Source organism: Oxalobacter vibrioformis, assembly GCF_027118995.1.
Taxonomy (GTDB): domain Bacteria; phylum Pseudomonadota; class Gammaproteobacteria; order Burkholderiales; family Burkholderiaceae_D; genus Oxalobacter; species Oxalobacter vibrioformis.
This window is the reverse complement of the sequence record NZ_CP098242.1, coordinates 1-19589: the sequence shown is the minus strand read 5'-3', so window position 1 is coordinate 19589 and position 19589 is coordinate 1. Positions and strand designations below refer to the sequence as shown.

At 52.8% G+C, this 19589-nt stretch carries 25 protein-coding genes and 1 pseudogene; 13 read left to right on the top strand and 13 right to left on the bottom strand.

Features of this window, described 5'->3' with window-relative positions; translation table 11 throughout:
• Nucleotides 1-27: 27 nt before the first annotated feature.
• The 11 genes and pseudogenes from NB640_RS00125 to NB640_RS00075 form a co-directional block, all read right to left on the bottom strand.
• Nucleotides 28-183 (bottom strand): hypothetical protein, encoded by a 156-nt coding sequence (locus NB640_RS00125; protein ID WP_269310471.1) that lies wholly within the window; start codon nucleotides 181-183, stop codon nucleotides 28-30.
• Between the two features lie 4 nt (nucleotides 184-187).
• Nucleotides 188-310, bottom strand: a pseudogene (locus NB640_RS00120) (hydrolase); the annotation flags it as partial.
• 36 nt (nucleotides 311-346) lie between these two features.
• On the bottom strand, nucleotides 347-631 hold the full coding sequence (locus NB640_RS00115; RefSeq protein ID WP_269309116.1) for a hypothetical protein: 285 nt from the start codon (nucleotides 629-631) through the stop codon (nucleotides 347-349).
• A 30-nt stretch (nucleotides 632-661) separates the two neighbouring features.
• Nucleotides 662-1078 carry a hypothetical protein gene (locus NB640_RS00110; RefSeq protein ID WP_269309115.1) on the bottom strand — a complete coding sequence of 139 codons (417 nt, stop codon included), beginning with the start codon at nucleotides 1076-1078 and terminating at the stop codon, nucleotides 662-664.
• A 302-nt stretch (nucleotides 1079-1380) separates the two neighbouring features.
• A complete protein-coding gene (locus NB640_RS00105) occupies nucleotides 1381-2139 on the bottom strand; it encodes an iron ABC transporter ATP-binding protein (RefSeq protein ID WP_269309114.1) in 759 nt (252 codons plus the stop codon).
• Nucleotides 2136-3095 (bottom strand): iron chelate uptake ABC transporter family permease subunit, encoded by a 960-nt coding sequence (locus tag NB640_RS00100; RefSeq protein WP_269309113.1) that lies wholly within the window; start codon nucleotides 3093-3095, stop codon nucleotides 2136-2138. The genes NB640_RS00105 and NB640_RS00100 overlap by 4 nt, the downstream gene beginning before the upstream one ends.
• Nucleotides 3092-4147 (bottom strand): ABC transporter permease, encoded by a 1056-nt coding sequence (locus NB640_RS00095; protein WP_269309112.1) that lies wholly within the window; start codon nucleotides 4145-4147, stop codon nucleotides 3092-3094. The genes NB640_RS00100 and NB640_RS00095 overlap by 4 nt, the downstream gene beginning before the upstream one ends.
• A gap of 21 nt (nucleotides 4148-4168) precedes the next feature.
• A complete protein-coding gene (locus NB640_RS00090; protein WP_269309111.1) occupies nucleotides 4169-5170 on the bottom strand; it encodes a siderophore ABC transporter substrate-binding protein in 1002 nt (333 codons plus the stop codon).
• Between the two features lie 342 nt (nucleotides 5171-5512).
• Nucleotides 5513-7234, bottom strand: coding sequence for a methyl-accepting chemotaxis protein (locus tag NB640_RS00085; protein WP_269309110.1), 1722 nt, complete (start codon nucleotides 7232-7234; stop codon nucleotides 5513-5515).
• A gap of 284 nt (nucleotides 7235-7518) precedes the next feature.
• Nucleotides 7519-8640, bottom strand: a complete 1122-nt coding sequence (locus tag NB640_RS00080) for an MBL fold metallo-hydrolase (RefSeq protein ID WP_269309109.1) — start codon at nucleotides 8638-8640, stop codon at nucleotides 7519-7521.
• Nucleotides 8641-8662: 22 nt separating this feature from the next.
• Entirely contained in the window at nucleotides 8663-8839 is a 177-nt protein-coding gene (locus tag NB640_RS00075; protein WP_269309108.1) for a hypothetical protein, read from the bottom strand.
• Between the two features lie 19 nt (nucleotides 8840-8858).
• Between NB640_RS00075 and NB640_RS00070 the strand changes: the two genes are divergently transcribed.
• From NB640_RS00070 to NB640_RS00055, 5 genes are read left to right on the top strand one after another with little or no spacing between them, the layout of a single operon-like run.
• Nucleotides 8859-9434: an AraC family transcriptional regulator gene (locus tag NB640_RS00070; protein WP_269310464.1), complete on the top strand. Its 576-nt coding sequence runs from the start codon at nucleotides 8859-8861 to the stop codon at nucleotides 9432-9434.
• Nucleotides 9424-10554 carry a hydroxylamine reductase gene (gene hcp / locus NB640_RS00065; RefSeq protein ID WP_332880218.1) on the top strand — a complete coding sequence of 377 codons (1131 nt, stop codon included), beginning with the start codon at nucleotides 9424-9426 and terminating at the stop codon, nucleotides 10552-10554. Before NB640_RS00070 ends, hcp begins: the two co-directional genes overlap by 11 nt.
• A complete protein-coding gene (locus NB640_RS12935; protein ID WP_332880217.1) occupies nucleotides 10514-11071 on the top strand; it encodes an anaerobic carbon-monoxide dehydrogenase catalytic subunit in 558 nt (185 codons plus the stop codon). The genes hcp and NB640_RS12935 overlap by 41 nt, the downstream gene beginning before the upstream one ends.
• A 32-nt stretch (nucleotides 11072-11103) precedes the next feature.
• Nucleotides 11104-11403 (top strand): glycine zipper domain-containing protein, encoded by a 300-nt coding sequence (locus tag NB640_RS00060; protein ID WP_269309107.1) that lies wholly within the window; start codon nucleotides 11104-11106, stop codon nucleotides 11401-11403.
• A 16-nt stretch (nucleotides 11404-11419) separates the two neighbouring features.
• The gene (locus NB640_RS00055; RefSeq protein WP_269309106.1) at nucleotides 11420-12112 is read left to right on the top strand and encodes an MOSC domain-containing protein; all 693 of its coding nucleotides are present in this window, start codon (nucleotides 11420-11422) and stop codon (nucleotides 12110-12112) included.
• Here NB640_RS00055 and NB640_RS00050 read toward each other — a convergent pair.
• Complete coding sequence (locus tag NB640_RS00050) at nucleotides 12069-12347, bottom strand: hypothetical protein (protein WP_269309105.1); 279 nt, start codon at nucleotides 12345-12347, stop codon at nucleotides 12069-12071. The two genes, NB640_RS00055 and NB640_RS00050, sit on opposite strands and share 44 nt — an antisense overlap.
• A 113-nt stretch (nucleotides 12348-12460) precedes the next feature.
• Here NB640_RS00050 and acuR point away from each other — a divergent pair, with 113 nt between their 5' ends.
• Together acuR and acuI are read left to right on the top strand one after the other, a co-directional pair.
• Nucleotides 12461-13096 carry an acrylate utilization transcriptional regulator AcuR gene (gene acuR / locus NB640_RS00045; protein WP_269310463.1) on the top strand — a complete coding sequence of 212 codons (636 nt, stop codon included), beginning with the start codon at nucleotides 12461-12463 and terminating at the stop codon, nucleotides 13094-13096.
• Nucleotides 13097-13132: 36 nt separating this feature from the next.
• The gene (gene acuI / locus NB640_RS00040) at nucleotides 13133-14119 is read left to right on the top strand and encodes an acrylyl-CoA reductase (NADPH) (protein WP_269309104.1); all 987 of its coding nucleotides are present in this window, start codon (nucleotides 13133-13135) and stop codon (nucleotides 14117-14119) included.
• Between the two features lie 153 nt (nucleotides 14120-14272).
• Here acuI and NB640_RS00035 read toward each other — a convergent pair whose 3' ends face one another.
• The gene (locus NB640_RS00035; protein WP_269309103.1) at nucleotides 14273-14461 is read right to left on the bottom strand and encodes an LSM domain-containing protein; all 189 of its coding nucleotides are present in this window, start codon (nucleotides 14459-14461) and stop codon (nucleotides 14273-14275) included.
• A gap of 251 nt (nucleotides 14462-14712) precedes the next feature.
• On the opposite strand from NB640_RS00035, the gene NB640_RS00030 reads away from it, so the two are divergent.
• The 6 genes from NB640_RS00030 to NB640_RS00005 all read left to right on the top strand — a co-directional run bounded on the left by NB640_RS00030 (nucleotide 14713) and on the right by NB640_RS00005 (nucleotide 19534).
• Nucleotides 14713-14865 carry a hypothetical protein gene (locus NB640_RS00030; protein ID WP_269309102.1) on the top strand — a complete coding sequence of 51 codons (153 nt, stop codon included), beginning with the start codon at nucleotides 14713-14715 and terminating at the stop codon, nucleotides 14863-14865.
• Nucleotides 14856-15905, top strand: coding sequence for a YbfB/YjiJ family MFS transporter (locus tag NB640_RS00025; protein WP_332880246.1), 1050 nt, complete (start codon nucleotides 14856-14858; stop codon nucleotides 15903-15905). The genes NB640_RS00030 and NB640_RS00025 overlap by 10 nt, the downstream gene beginning before the upstream one ends.
• 194 nt (nucleotides 15906-16099) lie before the next feature.
• The gene (locus NB640_RS00020) at nucleotides 16100-16525 is read left to right on the top strand and encodes a MarR family winged helix-turn-helix transcriptional regulator (protein ID WP_269309101.1); all 426 of its coding nucleotides are present in this window, start codon (nucleotides 16100-16102) and stop codon (nucleotides 16523-16525) included.
• Between the two features lie 16 nt (nucleotides 16526-16541).
• Nucleotides 16542-17645 carry an NADH:flavin oxidoreductase gene (locus NB640_RS00015; RefSeq protein ID WP_269309100.1) on the top strand — a complete coding sequence of 368 codons (1104 nt, stop codon included), beginning with the start codon at nucleotides 16542-16544 and terminating at the stop codon, nucleotides 17643-17645.
• Nucleotides 17646-17788: 143 nt separating this feature from the next.
• Nucleotides 17789-17926, top strand: coding sequence for a hypothetical protein (locus tag NB640_RS00010; protein ID WP_269309099.1), 138 nt, complete (start codon nucleotides 17789-17791; stop codon nucleotides 17924-17926).
• Nucleotides 17927-18064: 138 nt separating this feature from the next.
• Nucleotides 18065-19534, top strand: a complete 1470-nt coding sequence (locus tag NB640_RS00005) for an IS1182 family transposase (RefSeq protein ID WP_269308866.1) — start codon at nucleotides 18065-18067, stop codon at nucleotides 19532-19534.
• The last annotated feature ends 55 nt before the right edge of the window (nucleotides 19535-19589 follow it).

Here is a 19589-nt window from a genome sequence, read left to right as displayed (position 1 = left end):
GCGCGGCTCGGCTGGTGGGATGCCCGGTTACCTCAGGGTGTTAAGGAGTAAAACCATGCGCAGGATTTCTTCATTTTTCCGCTTCAGTCCTGTCAGGCTGATGGCATTTCTTTTGCTGGCGCTGCCGGTTTTTTCCTCTGCCGGGTCACAGCCGGACCCGGATTTGGAACAACGGATTCGCACGATCAAGGGCCTTCAGGGTGGGGAAGGTCAGGCAGGCTTCAGTCCACAGGGCAACCATCAGGCGCTTTTTGCGGCCCGTGGCTTTGACTGCCTCATAAAATTCCCTGTCTTCCCAGACATTGATTGTAAAGGGGCATAAGCCCATCGGCATGACAAAATGTCATCATGTCTTTTCCAGGCTGTCCCTTGATGTCTGACGGACTTTTTCCAATGCATTTCTGACCATCTGATCCGGCATCACAGGAGAAGCTGAAATAATTCTCCGGTGCTGGTGCCGCACCTTTCGCAGCAAGGAAAGATCCGCCGCATCGCCGTTTATGATCCCGGCAGGCAGGGGGCAACAGGGCTGCCCCTCCATGATTTTTTCAAAAACGGCATTGACGGTACTTTTACCCGGATCAGGCGGGGAGGAAGCATCCTCTCTAAAAGAAGGGACATTGCGTTTCATTGTTTTTCTCCGTTCTGCCGGCTTGTGCCATCAAGCCAGCTTTGTCAGCAACCCGCCTATTTTTGACAGGTCCATCCTGTATCTTTCGCTTACCTGGAATTCAGGGTTGTTTGCCTCTTCTCCAGTCGCCTGTTTGGCTTGTTTTGCCAGTTGGGTATCTTCCAGCGCCATCATCAGCAAATCATCCAAAAGTGAAAACTCCGCAGCATCCATCTTGAACAGCGGGGAAAGCCCAAGCAGATCGGTTTGTTCTGACGAAGGATGCTGTTTTTTCGGAGAAAGGCTGTCTGTGGACAGCAGGTTTGCCTTGTAATGGGTTTCAACGGTTTTCAGCTCTTCCTGTATCTTCAGGAGGATGTCTTCAAAATCGGTCCCTGAACTTTTGCTCTGGTAGGCGGGGGCAGCAACGCCAAACTGGATTTTAGCGGCAAGTTCTTTGATGCTCATGGTCTCACCTTGATTGAAATGACTCTTAAGTTATATCTTATCCGGATATCTCCTAATCAAAACCGGGAACAAAGGGGCCTTTTTCAGCTTATTCTTTGATAAGGTCTTTTCTGCACGATATGTGATGTCATTTCGATATCAAGTGTTATTTTTATCGTGAAAAATAGTTAATAAACAAATAGCTGTAGCGTGTTTTTGATGTTTATCATTAGAATTGTGGCGGGAAAGGGAAATTTAAAAAAGCCATTGTTTTTGCTGCCACCGGCTTTGTTGCCGCCAGACGGTAATTGGCCCGGTCCGGCTTACGCATAATAAATCGCAATGGGTATGCCGTTGATTTCCTGGACGTTGATAGTCATGTCATAAATGGCACGCAGCGCTTCGGCATTCATGATGTCGGCAGGCGGCCCCTGCCTGATGACGCGGCCATTTTTGAGCGCAATGATATGGTCGGAATAGCTGGAGGCAAAGTTGATGTCATGCAGGACGATGACGATGGTTTTGCCGAATTCGACAGCCAGGCGGCGAAGCAGCTTCATCATGTCCACCGCATGGCGCATATCCAGGCTGTTCAAAGGCTCATCCAGGAGCAGGTAATCCGTATCCTGACAGAGCACCATGGCAACAAAAGCCCGTTGCCGCTGCCCGCCGGAAAGCTCATCCAGAAAGCGTGACGCAATGTCATCGAGCGCTAAAAAGGCAATGGCGCGATCAATGTATTCCCGGTCTTTTTCTGTCGGGCGCCCCTTTGAATAAGGATAGCGGCCGAAAGTCACCAGATCACGCACGGTAAGGCGAACCGACAGCACGTTATCCTGGCGCAGGAAAGAGAGCTTTTTCGCCAGGATATCCCCGGCGGTAGTGCTGACATCGAGCCCGTCCACGGTCACGGTGCCGCCTGTCATGGGTGTGATACGGCTGATCATGGAAAGCAGGGTGGATTTTCCGGCGCCATTGGGACCGATCAGGGACGTGATACCCCCCGCGGGAATGACAAGGGAAATATCATCCACGACGGGCGTTTCGCCATATACCTTGCTGACGTGGGAGAGTTCGATCATTGTGAGCCTCCTTTTACCAGGAGACCGATGAAAAAGAGGCCCCCAATGAATTCAATAATGATGGAAAGGGCGGTATTGAAGGCGAAGAAATGCTCCAGGATCATTTGTCCGCCAACCAGGAAAATGACGGAAAGCAGGACGGCAACCGGCAGGATGACACGGTGCCTGAATGTTCTTGCCAGATGGTAGGCCAGATTGGCCACGATCAGCCCGAGAAAGGTTATCGGCCCCACCAGCGCGGTGGAAACGGAAACCAGGATGGTAATGATCACCAGTACCACCGTCACCGTGCGGCGGTAATTCACGCCCAGGCTCGTTGCAGTTTCGCGCCCCAGAGCCAGCACATCATAAAAGTGGCTGTAGCGCAGCCCGAAAAGTGAAACCAGCAGAACAATTCCGCCGGAAACCGCCAGAAGGCGGGTGTCCGTGACATTGAAACTGGCAAAAAAACGATCCTGCAGTACAACGAAATCATTGGGATCAATCATCCGTTGCATCAGGGACGAGGCGCCCCGGAAAAGAAAGCCGAATACAATCCCTGCCAGAAGCAACAGATGCAGGCTGTGCGATCCCCTGGTGAGCATCCAGCCATACAGCAGGCAGCCAAAAGCAACCATGACAACAACCTGGCAGAAAAAGAGGAGCAGGGAAGGGAAAGACGAGCCGACAAAAGCCCCCAGAAGAAACACGAAGACGGTCTGGATGAAAAGGTACAGGCTGTCAAAGCCCATGATGGACGGTGTCAGGATGCGATTGTTGCTGACGGTCTGGAAAAGCACCGTGGAAACGGCAACAGAGTAGCCTACCAGCACCAGGGCAGCCAGCCTGACACTCCTGAAAGGCAGGATAAAATCCCAGCGTCCATGTGCATTGACTGTCATGAAGGCGATGATGGAGAAAAGCGCCAGAAAGGAGAGCGAAACAAGGACAGGGGCAGGGCGCAAGGTTATTTTCACTGCACACCTCCCCGTTTTTTCAGGATGATGAACAGGAATACCGCGCCCCCCATGACCCCCATCAGGGCACCCACCGGGATTTCATACGGGTAGCGGATAACACGCCCCAGCAAATCACAGGCCAGTACCAGACCGCCGCCGAAAAGCGCGATACAGGGCAGGGTTTTTCGCAGGTTGTCACCGAAAAGCAGGCTGACGACGTTGACAACGATGATGCCAAGAAAAGGCAGCATACCGGCGGTAACCACCACACTGGCGGTAACCATTGAGACGATAACCAGCCCGAAAACCAGGACACGCCGGTAATTCAGCCCGAGATTGGTGGTGAAATTCTCACCCAGCCCGGCGACGGTAAAGCGGTCTGCGGCAATATAGGCGATTATGCTAAGTGCAAAGGAGAGCCAGAGCAGCTCATACCGGCCGCGCAGTACCCCTGAGAAATCTCCGGTTGTCCATGCGGAAAGGGACTGGATAAAGTCATACCGGTAGGCGATGAAAGTGGTAATTGCATTGACGATCCGGCCAAGCAGGATACCGACAAGCGGCAAAATAAGGGGAGAACGCAGGGGAATCCGCTTGAGAACCAGCATGAAGAGGGCGCTGCCGGCAAGCGCAAAGACCGAGGCGGACAGCATTTTTCCCATGACGGGCATTTCCGGCGCAAACAGCATGATGACAAGGATGCCTAGCGTGGCTGATTCAACCGTGCCGGTGGTGGAAGGATCGACAAAACGGTTACGTGCCAGCATCTGCATAATGGCGCCGGCAACTGCCATGGACATGCCCGCCAGCAACAGGGCGATTGTCCGCGGGATGCGGCTGATCATCAACACTTCCAGCGCCTGACTGCTGCCTGAGGAAAAGAAGACCGAAGGGGAGACATCGCTGGCGCCGACAAAGAGGCTGACAACGGCAAGACCCGCGACAAAAAGGCAGGCAAGCAGAAACAGCAGGACACGCTTTGAGGCCGCAATCCGCTCGGATGATTTATCCACGGCGGTACGGCTTTTTGTGGAAAGGATGATCGTTTTGCCTGGAAGCCCGTTTTTCATCAACTGCCCTCGCAACGCGCTTTAGCGCTTTGCTTCGAAGGTTTCCAGCAGGTCATTCACATTTTTCTGCATGGCGCCAAGGCCGCCGCCAATGAGATACCAGCCGGCCGGATCAAGGTAAACCACCTGGTTTCTCTTCCATGCCCTGGTATTCCTGATCAGTTCATTATCCAGCAGCTGTTTTGCCGATACGCCTTTCTTGCCGATGGCGGCATCCCTGTCCACGACAAAGAGCCAGTCCGGATCAACCTGCCGGATAAATTCAAACGACACCGGCTGCCCATGGTTTCCTTCACTGATGCCGGGGGCAGCGGCAGAGACTCCATATTCGTCGTGTATGACACCAAAACGGGAACCGGACCCATAAGCGCTGATCCGGCCACCTGTCGTGAGAATCAGCAGACCTTTTCCTTTATCAGCCGTTTTCGTTTTGAGTTCTGCGATGGATTTTTCCAGCGCCTGGATTTTGGCTTCGGCTTGCGTGACTTTTCCGAAACGCTGCGCCAGTGTCCGGATATTGGCAAAAACGCTCGATTTGAAATGCTTGATATCGACAGGCAGGTCAATGGTCGGCGCTATTTTGGCCAGATCGGCATATTTGGGTGACGAACGGCCTCCCACAATGATGAGATCGGGGGCCAGGGCATTGACCGCTTCATAATCCGGCTCAAACAGCGAGCCGACTTTCTCGTACCGGTCACTGGAATAGTCTGCCAGGGCAGGCGGGTAAGTAAAGGCGGGAACGCCGGTGATTTCCACATCGAGCGCTTTAAGCGTATCTAAGGAGGCGAGATCAAACACCACGACGGTTTTTGGGATCGTGCCATTTGCCGGAACAGCGGCAGCCGGCTTGTCAGATGGCTTGCACCCGGCTAAAAGCGCCATAGAACAGAGGACACTGGCTACCAGTGCCGCCTTTGCACGTCGGGGAAATGAACGGAAAAACAAGGGGGATATCTGCTGCATCAGGGGAGTCGGAAAACGGTAATACAAAAAGGAATTATCAATGCAAATGATAATCATTGTCAATTGATGGTGAGGGAAGGATAGTCAATGCGGATGGCAAAGGGAGCCGGGGGAACAGGTTTTTAAAACATCCGGTTATGAACAACAGGCAGCCTGTTTGTTATTTATGCCCTGACTTTATCAGCAGCGGGAAATTCTGTGTGGATGCTGTGTTGCCGCTTTTTACCCCGGGAAAACGGTTTGATTACTCCAAATTAATTCACATGCGTTTTGATTGCAAAACAATATGTTATTAAAGTTTATCCTTGATAAGGATCCCTGGTGTTTTTTCGATGGGTTCCACAAAAAAACCGTCAGTTCATGAGGTACTGGCGGTTTTTTTGGTAGATCCGGGGGGAGTCAGAATTCGTCCCAATCCTCACTGTTTTCCGAGGCCGGGATATCAGAATGTGTGCCTGAGGATGTTTTCTTGGGAGGTGAACTCAACTGCCGGGCCGGTGCAGCCGCTTTCTTTTTGGCATGGGAGGAATGCGTGTCAATATGCATGCGCTTGCCGCCAATATTAAACAGGTTTACGACGCCGACAAGGGTTTTGGCCTGATCCTGCAGGCTCTCCGCAGCAGCGGCAGCTTCTTCAACCAGTGCCGCATTCTGCTGCGCGGTAGTATCCATTTCGCTTACAGCCAGGTTTATCTGCTCAATACCCTGTACCTGCTCCTGGGTGGCTATGGTAATTTCGTTCATGATGTCATTGACCCGGGTAATGCTTTCCCCGATCTCCAGCATGGTGTCGACTGCGTTATTGACAAGCTCGGTGCCGGTCGAAACCTTGTGGACAGAATCATCAATGAGATTCTTGATTTCGCGTGCTGCTGTCGCACTGCGCTGGGCAAGACTCCGCACTTCGGTTGCCACCACGGCAAAGCCTCGTCCCTGTTCGCCTGCACGGGCAGCTTCCACGGCGGCATTTAAGGCCAGGATATTGGTCTGAAAAGCGATGCCATCGATCACGCTGATGATGTCGACAATCTTGCTGGAGGATTCGGATATGTCGTTCATGGTGTGGGCGACATGCCTTGCCGCTTCTCCACCGCGTGTTGCCACCTCCGCCGCCTGGGAGGCCAACTGGTTGGCCTGCTTTGCATTGTCGCCATTCTGGCGTACTGTGGTGGTAATCTCTTCCATGCTGGATGCGGTTTGCTCAAGTGAACTGGCCTGCTCTTCGGTCCGGGCAGAGAGATCCTGGTTGCCTGACGCAATTTCAGAAGACGCGGTGGCGATGGTTTCTGCACTCTGGCGCACCTGGACAATCGCTTCAAACAGGCATTCATTCATGTTTTTCAGCGCCTGCATGAGCCGCCCGGTTTCATCCGTGCTGCTGACCTCGATATGGCTGGTCAGATCACCGGAGGCAACCGTCTCTGCCACTTTCAGCGCGTTATCAAGCGGACGAGTGATACCAACTGTCAGCCGCCATGCCATGATGAGGGCGACTAAAACGGCAGCAATTGAAATAACGATCATGATGATAAGCGCCCGGCGATAGCCCGCATACATGCTTGTTTCCTGTTCGTACGATTTTTTGATTCCAAAGTCGCGGAAATTATCGACGGCTTTGACATAGGCATCTCTTGCCGGTATGACTTTCGTCAGGAGATGTTCCTTTACTTCTGAAAAAGGCGGGTGCTCGCCAAGCAATTCTCCCGTTGGGCTGACGTTTTTCAGCTTGAACAGCGTCATCGCGACGTCACGGAAGGCGGTGCGCTTTCCCTCGATATCCTTGAGCATGTCTTCTTCTTCTTTTGTGAGGGAGGATTCGTAAATATATTTCATCTCATCGTCGATGACTTTACGGTAGCCGAGGTATGTGGTGACAAAATGCTGAAGCATTTCCGGTTCGGTCGCATAAGACAGTGCACAAACGGTCGCGCCTTGTGACGCGGCGGCTCTTGCCCATTCACGTGCCCGGCGTTCTACACTGATGGTATTTTCCATCATGTTTTCTATGCCCTGGTTTATCAAGCGCATTTCAAAGACGCCAGTTCCTGCCATACCGATCAGAAGCGCAATAACAACCAAAAAACCCAGGATCAGTCTGGAGCCAATTTTCATGTTTTTCATATTCGTTCTCCAAGTGTTTCCGACAGCTGCCAACACAGGCTATTTGAGATGCTGCAACACGTAAAATGCTTCAGGATGCCTTTTGGGATAAAACAAAAGCTAGCAGCAAGATAACGGGCGAGGAAAAAGGAATCCGGAAGCGGCAGTACGAAACCTGATAATGTCCGGATGAGTATATTGAGTATGCCAGGGCGCGATATGCGATATCTCAACCTTGTGAGCTGCTTTTTCCAGCATTGCGCAAGAAATTTGACCGGCTTGCCATTGACTCACGAAGGGGGATGTTATTCCATGCCTTCCCACCAGTATGGGAAAAGCTGGGTTTCGTCTTCAAGGTCCACCCTGTCACCGATCACTGGCGTCAGCAGCCGGTAAGGCTTGTCTTCGCTGGCTTTGGCTATCCGGATGAAAGGGTCATCCCAGGCATGGTATGAAATGGAAAATTTGCCCGAATGGGCGGGAAGCAGGGCCTTTGCCTTGAGTTCAACAGCCGCCTGCGCGGTTTCTTCCGGCATCATGTGGATGGTTGCCCAGCGTTTGTCATACTGGCCGTTTTCCAGGATGGCAAGATCGAATCCGTCAAACCGGTTGCCGATTTCGGCAAGATGGGGGCCATAGCCGGTATCACCGCTAAAGTAAATCCGCCTGCCGGGCGACTCCAGGGCAAAGCTCACCCAGAGGGTCTTGTTGCGTGTGAGTCCGCGTCCGGAAAAATGGCGGGCCGGGAGGATGTGGATGCGCATGCCGTCTTCCAACTCAAGCGCGGTATACCAGTCCGCCTCACGGATCTTGTGCTTGGGATATCCCCAATAATCCAGGTGAGAACCGACGCCCAGCCCGGTGATGACACGTTTGACACGCGGCTTTAGCGCCATCACCGTCTCATAATCGAGGTGGTCCCAGTGGTCATGCGAAATCAGCAGGTAATCGATATCTGGTATGTCTTCAGGAGAATAGACATTGCTTTCCTCAAATGCCCGGTTGGTAAAGGAAAAGGGGCTGGCGTAGGGACTCAGTACGGGGTCGATGAGGATGCATTTGCCCCCAAGCTGCATGTAATAGGAGGAATGTCCCAGCCAGATAACCACGTCTTTATCCCGGGAAAGGGCGTGCAGATCGGTCTTGGCGGAGGGGACAGGGCCTTTGGGCACTGGCCTTTCCTTGCTGGTAAAAAGGCTCTTTAACAAAACGGAAACAACCGTGCTGTCATCCGTAAACATCGGGGTAGGGGTAAGATTTTTGAACTCTCCCTCTACATAGTGCGGAGACTTTTCGGCAAACGCCAGATGTTCTCCTTCCGGATGCCTGCCGAATTTGCTCTGGCTCATAATGGCGCATGCGCCCAGCATCATTGTGCCTGCGGCGACAAGCAGCGCAAGAATCCCTTTCCTTCCCTTTTTTTTCATCGATTTTCTGATGCTTTCTGGGCTATGATTGCAGCAATTTATCCAGCCATGTTTCAAGTTCCGCGTCCGTTGCTGCCGCCTTGCTGCGTGTTGGCTTGAAGATGTCTACTCCTTCCAGAACCGAGGCAGGGGATGCCTGTTTTTCAAAATGGGCAAAATACTGCCCCAGCCCGCCCATGTGGGTGCAGAATGCGGCCACTTGTTCCCCTTAACAACAGATACGATACTCTCCATTTTATGTTTATGAAGCGTCACCGGAAAAGCCTTTTCTGGTGATGGCGCTGAATGTGGACAAATTCCTGGCCACCCAGCTGGCGGCAGAGATTTTGCCCCAGACGAGGCTGGAATCGGATGAAGATGAAAAAAACATCTCCATTGCCCGAGTCGATCCGGATGTGCTCGATGCTTTCCTGCGGCTTCTGGAATTGCTGGAAAAGCCGGACCAGATACCTGTGCTTTCGCCCATGATCATCCGGGAAATCCATTACCGCATGCTGATCGGGCCGCAGGGCGGCTTCATGCGCATGGTCAATACGCTGGATAGCCAGAGCAACCGGATCGCACAGGCCATCACCTGGCTGAAAGACAATTACGGGAAACGGCGGCCCTGCACTAGACTAAGCCTAAACCTAAACGCCACTTTCTCGTCTTACCGCAAAGCCCATGACAAGGTTATGGGCTATTTTTATGGAAAAAACAGCAGAAGACCCCCTTTCGATAGGGGTTTTTACGCCATTGCCGCATTGATAAGCTGGATGACAATGAAACAGAAAGGAACCCATCATGTTTTGTAACCAGTGTGAACAAACCCTGCCTGTCACGGGCTGCATTGCAGCAGGGGTATGCGGGAAAAACCCGGAAGTGGCGACTTTGCAGGACTTGATCGTGTATACCCTGAGGGGACTGGCTGTTGCCGGATTGGACGCGTCGGCAAAAGGCCATGACATAAAGGAAGCCGGGCGGCTCTGTGCCCGTGCGCTTTTTTCCACGCTCACCAATGTCAATTTCGATCCAGCGGCGCTGACAGCCATACTTCATGAGGTGGCAGAAAGCAGAAACCGGATGATGTCGCCGCATGATTCCGCCTCATCGCTGCCTGTCAGCGTTTTCCAGCCGGCAGACAAGCGGGCCGGGTTGATCCGGCAGGCCAATCTGGTATCAACGCAAAAGCTGGCGGATGACCCGGATTGCCATTCCCTGGCACAGACGCTGTTATATGGCTTGAAAGGGGTAGCCGCCTATGTGGATCATGCTGCGATCCTGGGCCATGAAGATGAGGCGCTGTATCTGGATCTGTTCAAGGGGCTGGCAATGGGGTTTGATGGCGCCAATCCGGCGCTCCCTGAATGGGTTGATGCCGTCATGGCATGCGGGAAAAGCAATCTGGCAGCTATGAAACTGCTGGATACGGCCAATACGGGCACTTACAGACATCCGGAACCCGCCAGTGTCTCCCTGTCTCCCAGGGCGGGAAAGGCCATCCTTGTTACGGGGCATGACCTGAAGGATTTGTACGACCTGCTGGTGCAGACGGAAGGAAAAGGCATCAATATCTATACCCATGGCGAGATGCTGCCGGCACATGGATACCCTGAGCTGAAACGCTTTGCCCATCTGGCAGGGCATTTTGGCACGGCATGGCAAAACCAGCAGACAGAAATGCCGCGCTTTCCCGGCGCCATCCTGTTTACAACCAACTGTATCCAGCGCCCCGGGCCGGACTATATCAATAATGTCTTTACGACAGGTCTTGTTGGCTGGCCTGGTGTTGCCTATGTCAAAAACGGCGATTTTTCCGCTGTCATCGAACGGGCACTGGCGCTTGAAGGGTATACGGAAGAAGCGGCTTCGGCTTTTCCGCAAAAAAAGCGTCATGACAGGGTTTGCGCACCATGCCGTCCTGGGACTGGCTGAAAACATTGTGGAAAAGGTAAAATCAGGGGCAATCCGTCATTTTTTCCTGGTGGGCGGCTGTGACGGCGCCAGGCCCGGTCGCAATTACTACACGGAGTTTGTGGAAAATGCGCCATCTGATACGTTGGTCCTGACGCTTGCCTGCGGGAAGTTCCGCTTTTTTGATCGTGATCTGGGAGAAATTGAAGGGATTCCTCGTCTTCTGGATATCGGCCAGTGCAATGATGCCTATAGTGCTATCCTGATTGCACAGGCGCTGGCGGATGCCTTTGGCTGCGAGGTGAATGATCTGCCGCTTTCTCTTGTGCTGTCCTGGTACGAGCAAAAAGCGGTCGCCATTTTGCTGACGCTGCTTTCACTGGGTATTCGCGGCATTCGCCTGGGACCGACTTTGCCGCAATTTATGACGGATAATGTATTACAGTTGCTCGTTGAGCAGTTTGGCATCCAGCCGGTCAGCAATTCGCCGCAGGCGGATATGGAAATCATGCTTCATCCGGCCAGTGTGAAGCATTGATGGAAAAGAAAAACTTCGAAAAGAATAAAGACATGACATCCACTACTGAAGAAAACACCGCACGGATTATCCGGATTGAATCCCTGGATAACAGTGCCAGTGAAAAAGGGCCATGCGGGCTTGGTGCCTTCCCGACGCCATGCCGTATCCTGTGCGGAAAGGAAGACGGGGATGAGGCAGCCTGTTTCGTGCATAGCCTGGCCTTGACGGAGCGCATTACCACCTGTGCTGAAAAAACCGCATCCCTTGTCAGGAAACACCCCTTGAAAAGCCTGGCAATCGCTGGTGTCGCCGGCCTGTTTATCGGTGCGCTGCTTTTCAGGAAAAACTGAAACGGAACTGGAAGGCATGCGCAAACTGCGGGTTTTCAGCGGCAGGGTAAAAACCTATGCCAACGGGTTAACAAGCGCTATCGGCAAATCAGAAATAATGCTGCCGTTGATGCTCACCCCTACAGGTCTTGCCAGCGATGAGCAGGAAATGAAGCGGCATCATGGCGGGCCGGATCGTGCTTTGCTGCAGTATCCCCCGGCGCATTATGACTGGTGGAAAAAACGTATTCCGGAACACAGTGCCCGCTTTGAGCCGGCTTTATTCGGGGAAAACCTGTCTGTTGCCGGTTTTGACGAAGGTGATGTCCATATTGGCGATATCTTCAGTTGGGGCGAGGCACTCATACAGGTAAGCCAGCCCCGTTCCCCCTGTTACCGGCTTGACATGCATCTTGACTGGCCAGGGCTTGCCCTGATCATGCAGCAACAGGCATGTTGCGGATGGCTGTACCGGGTATTGAAAACCGGCATGGTCAGCAACGACATGCCTTTTTCCCTGGCAGCACAGGGCAGCAATATCAGCATCAAAGAAGCCATGTTCATCATGTTTGGCAATGAACATGCCGCCCCCGCTCATGATCCTGTCATCTGGCGGCGCCTCATGGAAACAGAAACGCTTTCAGAGAGCTGGAAGCAGACACTGGCAAGAAGACTGGAAACCGGCGCTATCGAATCGTGGAAGCATCGCCTGGAGATACCGTCGGCGTAATGCGAAAACCGACATCCCGTTCCCACTCATATTCGTCGCAATCCTTTCCATTGTCAGAACAAAACCGCTCAACACCCTCGGTATGCCCCGGATTTTCCGCATTCATGAGCGCATCCAGCCCCGGATAGCCTGTTGAATAACGGATGCGGGTAGTGGCGGCATCATCGGTTATCAGGGTCGTGGTATCTGCCAGGCACCATACGCCACAGGCCGCACGTTTGTTGAGATGTTTCATGGCGGATCTGTCCGGTTGGATGTCAGGTATCAGTATAGCCTCAATCCAGAGGCCTTCATCGGGTGTCAATGACCTGTTTGACTTTTTATAGACGATCGGTCTAATATATGGCTATGCAATACGACACACCCGTGCCGAAACGAAGAGGGCGTCCGCCAAAACAGCCCAAGCCGCTTCAAACGCGCGATTTGCTGTTGCGCACCGGTCTTGAGATTGTCACGGAGAAGGGCTTTTCGGCATCCGGGCTGGATGAGATACTGAAACAGGCCGGGGTGCCCAAAGGCTCGTTTTATTATTACTTCAAGAGCAAGGAAGCTTTCGGGCTGGAGCTTATCCGGCAATACGGCGATTTTTTTGCGCACAAGCTGGAAAAGCATTTCAGTCATACGGCCAATACCCCGATGGCACGGCTGCAGGCTTTTGTGGAAGATGCCAGGGAAGGTATGGCAAAATACCGGTTCAGGCGCGGCTGCCTGGTTGGCAAGCTCGGGCAGGAAATCCCGGTTTTGCCCGACAGTTTCCGGGAAGGGCTTACCGCCATTTTCGCTGACTGGAAGGCGCGAGTCGCGGCAGTACTGCTGGCCGCGCAGGAAGCCGGGGAAATTTCCCCGCATGTGGACTGTGTCCGGATGGCCGCTTTTTTCTGGACAGGGTGGGAAGGTGCCGTATTGCAGGCGGGGCTGGAACAAAGTGTTGCACCGCTTGATTTATTTACCCAAACCTTTTTTGACGGCTTGAAAAAGGTCTGACTTTTATTGATTGATCGACACCATAAGGAGAAAGCGATGTTTCGAGGCATACTCATAGAAAAAGATGATTCAGGCTACCGTGCTGCTGTGAAAGAAATTTCAGAAGACCAGCTGCCAGAAGGTGATGTGGTAGTCAAAAACATCTTTTCTACCCTGAACTACAAGGATGCCCTCGCCATTACCGGAAAAGGCCCTGTTGTACGTCGCTTTCCGATGGTGCCCGGTATTGACCTGGTTGGTGTGGTGGAAAGCTCCGAAAACCCGCTGTATAAGCCCGGAGACACCGTTATTTTGAATGGCTGGGGTGTTGGCGAAAACCACTGGGGCGGCCTGGCTGAAAAAACCCGTCTGAAAGGAGAGTGGCTGATTCCGCTTCCAAAAGAATTCACCCCCTTGCAGGCCATGTCCATCGGCACAGCCGGCTATACGGCCATGCTTTGCATCATACGTCTTGAACAACTGGGTATCACACCGGACAAGGGCGAGGTGGTGGTTACAGGCGCATCCGGCGGTGTGGGCAGCATTGCCGTTTCCATTCTGTCCAAGCTGGGCTATGAGGTGGTGGCAGTTTCCGGCCGTGACGCGGAAAGAGGCTTTTTCCTTTCCGGGCTTGGCGCCAGGGAAATCCTGCCGCGTTCGGAATTTGACTCCCCGGGCCGTCCGCTTGGACGTGAGCGCTGGGCTGCCGCTATTGATGTGGTCGGCGGCCATACCCTTGCCAATATCTGCGCCACCATGAAATACCGCGGTGTGATTGCCGCATGCGGCCTGGCCGGGGGGATGGAGTTCCCGTCTACCGTAGCCCCGTTTATCCTGCGCGGCGTTACCCTGGCTGGTGTTGACAGTGTGATGTGCCCGCGTGAAGAGCGTATTGAGGCATGGCGGCGCCTGGCACAGGATCTGGACCCGGCCAAGCTCAAACAGATCGGCAACATGATCAGCCTTGACGAATCGATTGCCTATGCCGAGAAGATCATGGAAGGCAATATGCAGGGCAGGGTGGTGGTCGACCTGAGCCGGTAAAACGTCTTTTTCCTTGCGATCACCCCGCTCTTTCATGCGCAATGACCGGGTTGATTTTTAATAAAAAAGCAGGACAGTGATGTCCTGCTTTTTGCTTTTCACCGGTGTTACCGGCTGAGCGTTAGCGTCACCTCAAAATCACCCGCCCAAGGATCACCCGCCATCAGGCATCGTGATCTGGTCTAACCGGATGTTGGCCCACTGATCCGATGACACCAGTTTGCCTGTCAGCTTTTTATAGTCTCCGGACGAAAACTTCAGGGTGACGGATTGTCCTTCTTTTTTGTGTATTTTCAGACGGACAGTGCCATTTTGTATATCCAGGACAACTCCCCCGCTCATTCGCAATTCTTTCGTCATCCTGGCCGGTACAGACAGCTTCTTCAGCGTGCTGATCGATTAGAGGCAGTTAGATCGTAAAGAAACACCGAAGGGAAATGTCTTCATTTCAGGGATACGGAGCCTGTTTCATTCATGGCGTTTTTTCATGGTTTTTGCGATATGTCGTTTTATAGATAGTATTTGTCATACTATCGAAAGCATGACATGCTCAAACTGAATAAACTGGATATCAGTAAAACCAGAAGCCATTTATGAGTACACCCGGTATTGCCATTACCCGTCCCACCAGAACGGAATATTTCAAGGTCATCTGCGCTGGCCTGTTTGCCCTGATTTTAAGCGTGGGGCTGGCTCGCTTTGCCTATACGCCGCTCTTGCCGATCATGCTGCGGGAATCCCCCTGACGGACATTCAGGGCGGATGGCTGGCCGCCCTGAATTATGCCGGTTACCTGAGCGGGGCATTGCTGGCGGCATGGAGCAGCAACCTGAGATTCAAATACACGCTTTACCGCATCGGGCTCGTTACAGCGCTTGTCACGACATTTTCGATGGGATTTACCACCAATGTGGTTATCTGGCTTGTCCTGCGATACCTGTCGGGGATTTCCAGCATTGCCGGTCTTCTGCTGGCTTCCGGGCTCGTAATGAACTGGCTGCTGCGAAAAGGATTCAAGCCGCAACTGGGGGTTCACCTTATCGGGCTGGGTCTCGGTATTGTGGTATCCGGCATTGCGGTTGGCTGGATGTCGGGACGGCTCACCTGGGATCAGCAGTGGATCGGCCTGGCAGTTCTGGGACTCTTTTTCTTCGTTCCTGCCTGGCTGTTCATGCCGCAGCCGGAAGCAATCGTCTTTTCATCAAGGCAGGTGCAGTACCCTGTGCCGGACAGGACATGGTCGATCCTGTTTAACCTGATGTATTTCTGTGCCGGTTTCGGCTTTGTCATTTCCGCCACCTACATCGTTTCCATTCTTGAGGCATCCCCGTTTTTTGAGGGGAGGGGAAGCATGGTCTGGATCGTTGTGGGGGCTGCCGCGGCACCTGCCTGCACTATCTGGGACAAGGTAGCGGGCCGCCTGGGAGAAAACCGGACGCTGATTTATGCCTTCATCGTACAGACGGTTTCCATTTTGCTGCCGGTATTCAGTGATTCGGCATGGGCCGGTTTTGCCAGCGCCATTCTGATGAGCGCATGGATGGGCATTGTCAGCCTGACACTGGCTATTGTGGGCCGTATCTACCCGAATGACCCGGCCAGAGCCATGGCAAAACTGACCCTGAGTTACGGTGTGGCCCAGATTATCGCCCCGGCGATCACGGGCTATCTGGTAACAGCCACAGGCAGTTACTCATCCATTCTGGTCATTACGGCAGCCATTATGGGAGCCGGTATCGGGCTGCTGCTCGTAATCGAACGCGTGCAAAGCCGCAAAGATGATTAATGAAGGTTGCGGATAATGATACGCGCATGCGTTTTATTTAAATTTTAAATAAAACAAGTAAATAAAATCGCTTTTTAATTTAATTTATTAATTTTATATCCCGCGCTTATTTCGGTATTTTCCCGCTTTAGCATGTTGACAAGCCTGTATAATTTATCATATGGTGTATATACATCATTTGAAGGAGGCAAGGCATGAATCCGGCAGAAGAGACAACCGTCAGCCCATGCTACTGCATACGAATGCGGCGGGCAGCAAACCGGATCACCGGCTATTACGCTGAGGTGCTGGCAGCAACCGGACTGACAGCAAACCAGTTTTCCCTGCTGGTTGCGCTAAACCGGATTCAAGGATGCGGCACCGGCCAACTGGCTGAGGCTGTCAGCTTGGAAAAAAGCACACTGGTTCGTACACTGAAGCCCCTCATCAAGGCAGGCTGTATCGCTGACGGTGCTCCGAAAAACAGCCGCAGCCGTCGGTTGCATCTGACGGAAAACGGCAGGAATACGCTTGCCCAAGGCACGCTGCTCTGGAAAGCGGCACAGGAAAATATCCGCCACAAGCTGGGAAAAGACCACCAGCAGATTATGGAAATGCTGGCTGCTTTTGACCAACTTTGAATATGAGGAGAAAACGATGAAAACCCTGCATGACCCGATCAGTCTTGGCGGCATTGCCACGCAAAACCGCATCGTCCGGAGCGCCACGTTTGAGTTTTCACATCATGCAAAGGGGGATTACAATCCGGAATATGCCCGGATATACGAAACCCTGGCAAAAGGCGGCGTGGGCATCATCATCACCGGCATGGTCGCGGTTGATGCCAATTCGCCCATTAATGCGCAGATGATCAGGGCGTATGACGATCAGTTTGTCCCCGGATTACGCCAGATAGTCGAGCAGGTTCATGCCAGTAAAAGCCGCCTGGTCGTGCAGATAAGCCATTGTGGTGTGCATGCAGGCCATATTGAGAGCGGTGGCCCGCGTTTGGGGGCTTCTGCCATGCAAACCACATCAGGTGCCACGGTTCAGGCCATGACGGCTGAGGATATCGCCGGTGTTGCGGCTCATTTTGCCGGTACCGCAGCCCGGTGCAGGGAAGCGGGCGCTGACGGCGTACAGTTGCATGCAGCACATGGCTACCTGCTCAGCCAGTTTCTGAGCCCGTATTACAACAGGCGGGACGATGCCTATGGTGGGGATATTGCCGGACGAAGCCGGATTGTCATGGAGGTTTATGACGCTATCCGGGAACGGGTAGGGCCTGATTATCCTGTCTGGATCAAGATCAACAACAGTGACAGGACGACACCCGGCCTGACACAGGAAGAGTGTCTTTGGGTATGTCAGGCGCTGGAAAACCGGGGCATCCATGCCATTGAAATCAGCGGCGGCCTCTCGGTCACGCCGGAATCGTCGGCCGTACCCATGATCAAAACGCCTGAAGAAGAGACCCCTTACGCTTCTGCTGCGCTGTCAATAGCAGAAAAGATCTCAGTTCCTGTCATCAGCGTATGCGGTTATCGCACGCCAAAGAGCATCCATGAATGGTTAAACAGGGGCAAACTGGAAGCCATCGCACTTTCCCGCCCCCTTATCGTGGAGCCGGACCTGCCGAACCGGTGGAAGGATGGCGACACCAGCCGTGCCATCTGCATATCCTGTAACCAGTGCTTCAGGCCGAAGGAGTCATTCGGTTGCCAGAACCCGGCTTTTGCCGGCAGAACACAACGCAGGTGATAAGCAGGATTTGGTGCCATTGCCGCAGGCAATGTAAAGCAGTCCGTTTTATGTCCGCTTGTCCTGTATCAATCAATGAAACAGCGCCGGGAATCTTTCTTTTCCGTGTCCGCCTAACCAGTGTCTTTTAACAGGAGGTCAACATGGAAAAGAAACAAGCTCAGAAACCCGCCAAACCGGCACAACACAGCAAAACGGCCAAGAGTCCTTCCAAACAGGCTGCTCCGGCCAAAAAGCCCAAACAGGATGAAACACACAAACGCGGTGGCAATTCCTGGTAACAGGCAGTCACAAAAAGATAAAAGCCGGATTCTCCGGCTTCAGACTGCTGACAAAGTATTGCAAAGTCCCTGGCGTTAAGCCGGGGATTTTGCTTTAATGGAATTGCTTATAGATATCCGCATAAAAGGCAGGCTCTGATGCTAAAGACACCGACACCGCAGCAACACGAATTGGAGATGGTCACCCTTGAAGAACTGGTTCCCAAAGACCATCTATTAAGACTGATAGACCGCCACATCCATTTTGACTTTATCAGAGAGCACACCGCCCATCTTTACAGTGCGGACAATGGCAGGCCCGCCCTTGATCCCGTAGTTTTATTCAAGATGCTCTTCATTGGGTACCTATTCGGGATAAGATCAGAGCGCCAGATAGAGCGTGAGATTCAGGTTAACGTAGCCTACCGCTGGTTTTTAGGCTTACGCCTGACAGACCGTGTTCCAGACGCCAGCACCCTTTCCCAGAACCGCCGTCGTCGCTTTGCTGGCACAGACATAGAACAAGTCATTTTTGACGAGATTGTTGAGCAGTGCATCCGTCATGGATTAATAGGCGGTCGCGTTTTTTACAGTGACAGCACACACCTCAAAGCCTCGGCCAACAAGAACCGTCACGAACGTCACCTTGTTGAGCAAAAGCCCGTTGCCTACCTTGCAGAACTCAACAGCGCCATAGAAGCCGACCGTTATTCCCATGGCAAAAATCCCCTTTCAGACAGAGACGACGAACCGCCCTCACAAAAAGAAATCAAAGTCAGCCCGGCAGACCCTGATGCTGGCTACCTTGTTCGTGATGGCAAGCCCAAAGGTTTTTACTACCTGGACCACCGCACCGTTGACGGCAAGTACGCCCTGATCACAGACACCCATGTGACGCCGGGAAATGTCCATGACAGTGTTCCTTACCTGAAGCGTCTTGACAGGATGCAGTCACGTTTTGGATTTGAGATACAGGCCGTAGGCTTGGATGCAGGTTATGACACACCACACATAGCCAAGGGACTCATAGAGCGAGGCATATACGGCGTTATCGGTTACCGTCGTCCGAATCACAAGGCGGGCTACTTTTACAAGCGGCAGTACAGCTATGACCCTCAAGGAGACTGTTATCTCTGTCCCAATGGAAAGCTTTTACCTTACCGTACGACCAACCGTTCAGGGTACCGGGAATATGCCTCTCAACAAGGGCAATGTACGGACTGCGCCTTTCTTATGCAGTGTACCCAGAGCCGCAACCAGATAAAACTGATCACCCGGCATATTTGGCAGGGCTTCAAGGAACAGGTTCATGACAATCGCCTGACGGCAAAGGGCAAGGCGATTTACCGTCGGCGACAGGAAACGGTAGAGCGCAGTTTTGCGGATGCGAAAGAGTTGCACGGTCACCGTTATGCGCGTTACCGTGGTTTATCGAAAGTGAAGGGGCAGGCGCTTTTAGCGGCAGCGTGTCAGAACATGAAGAAGATGGCACGCCTGCTTGAGGCAGCAAGCCTTGCTTTTTTGCGCCATTTCCCGGGAAGATTCGGCCTTGTCATTGGGATATTTCGGCCAAGGGGGCTTAATGGAAAATGTGATAGCTATTTTAATTTTGTTTTGATCTCCCGATAATGCGCCAATGAAAAAACCCCACTTCGAAAAAAATGGGGTTTGTCAGCAGTCTGAA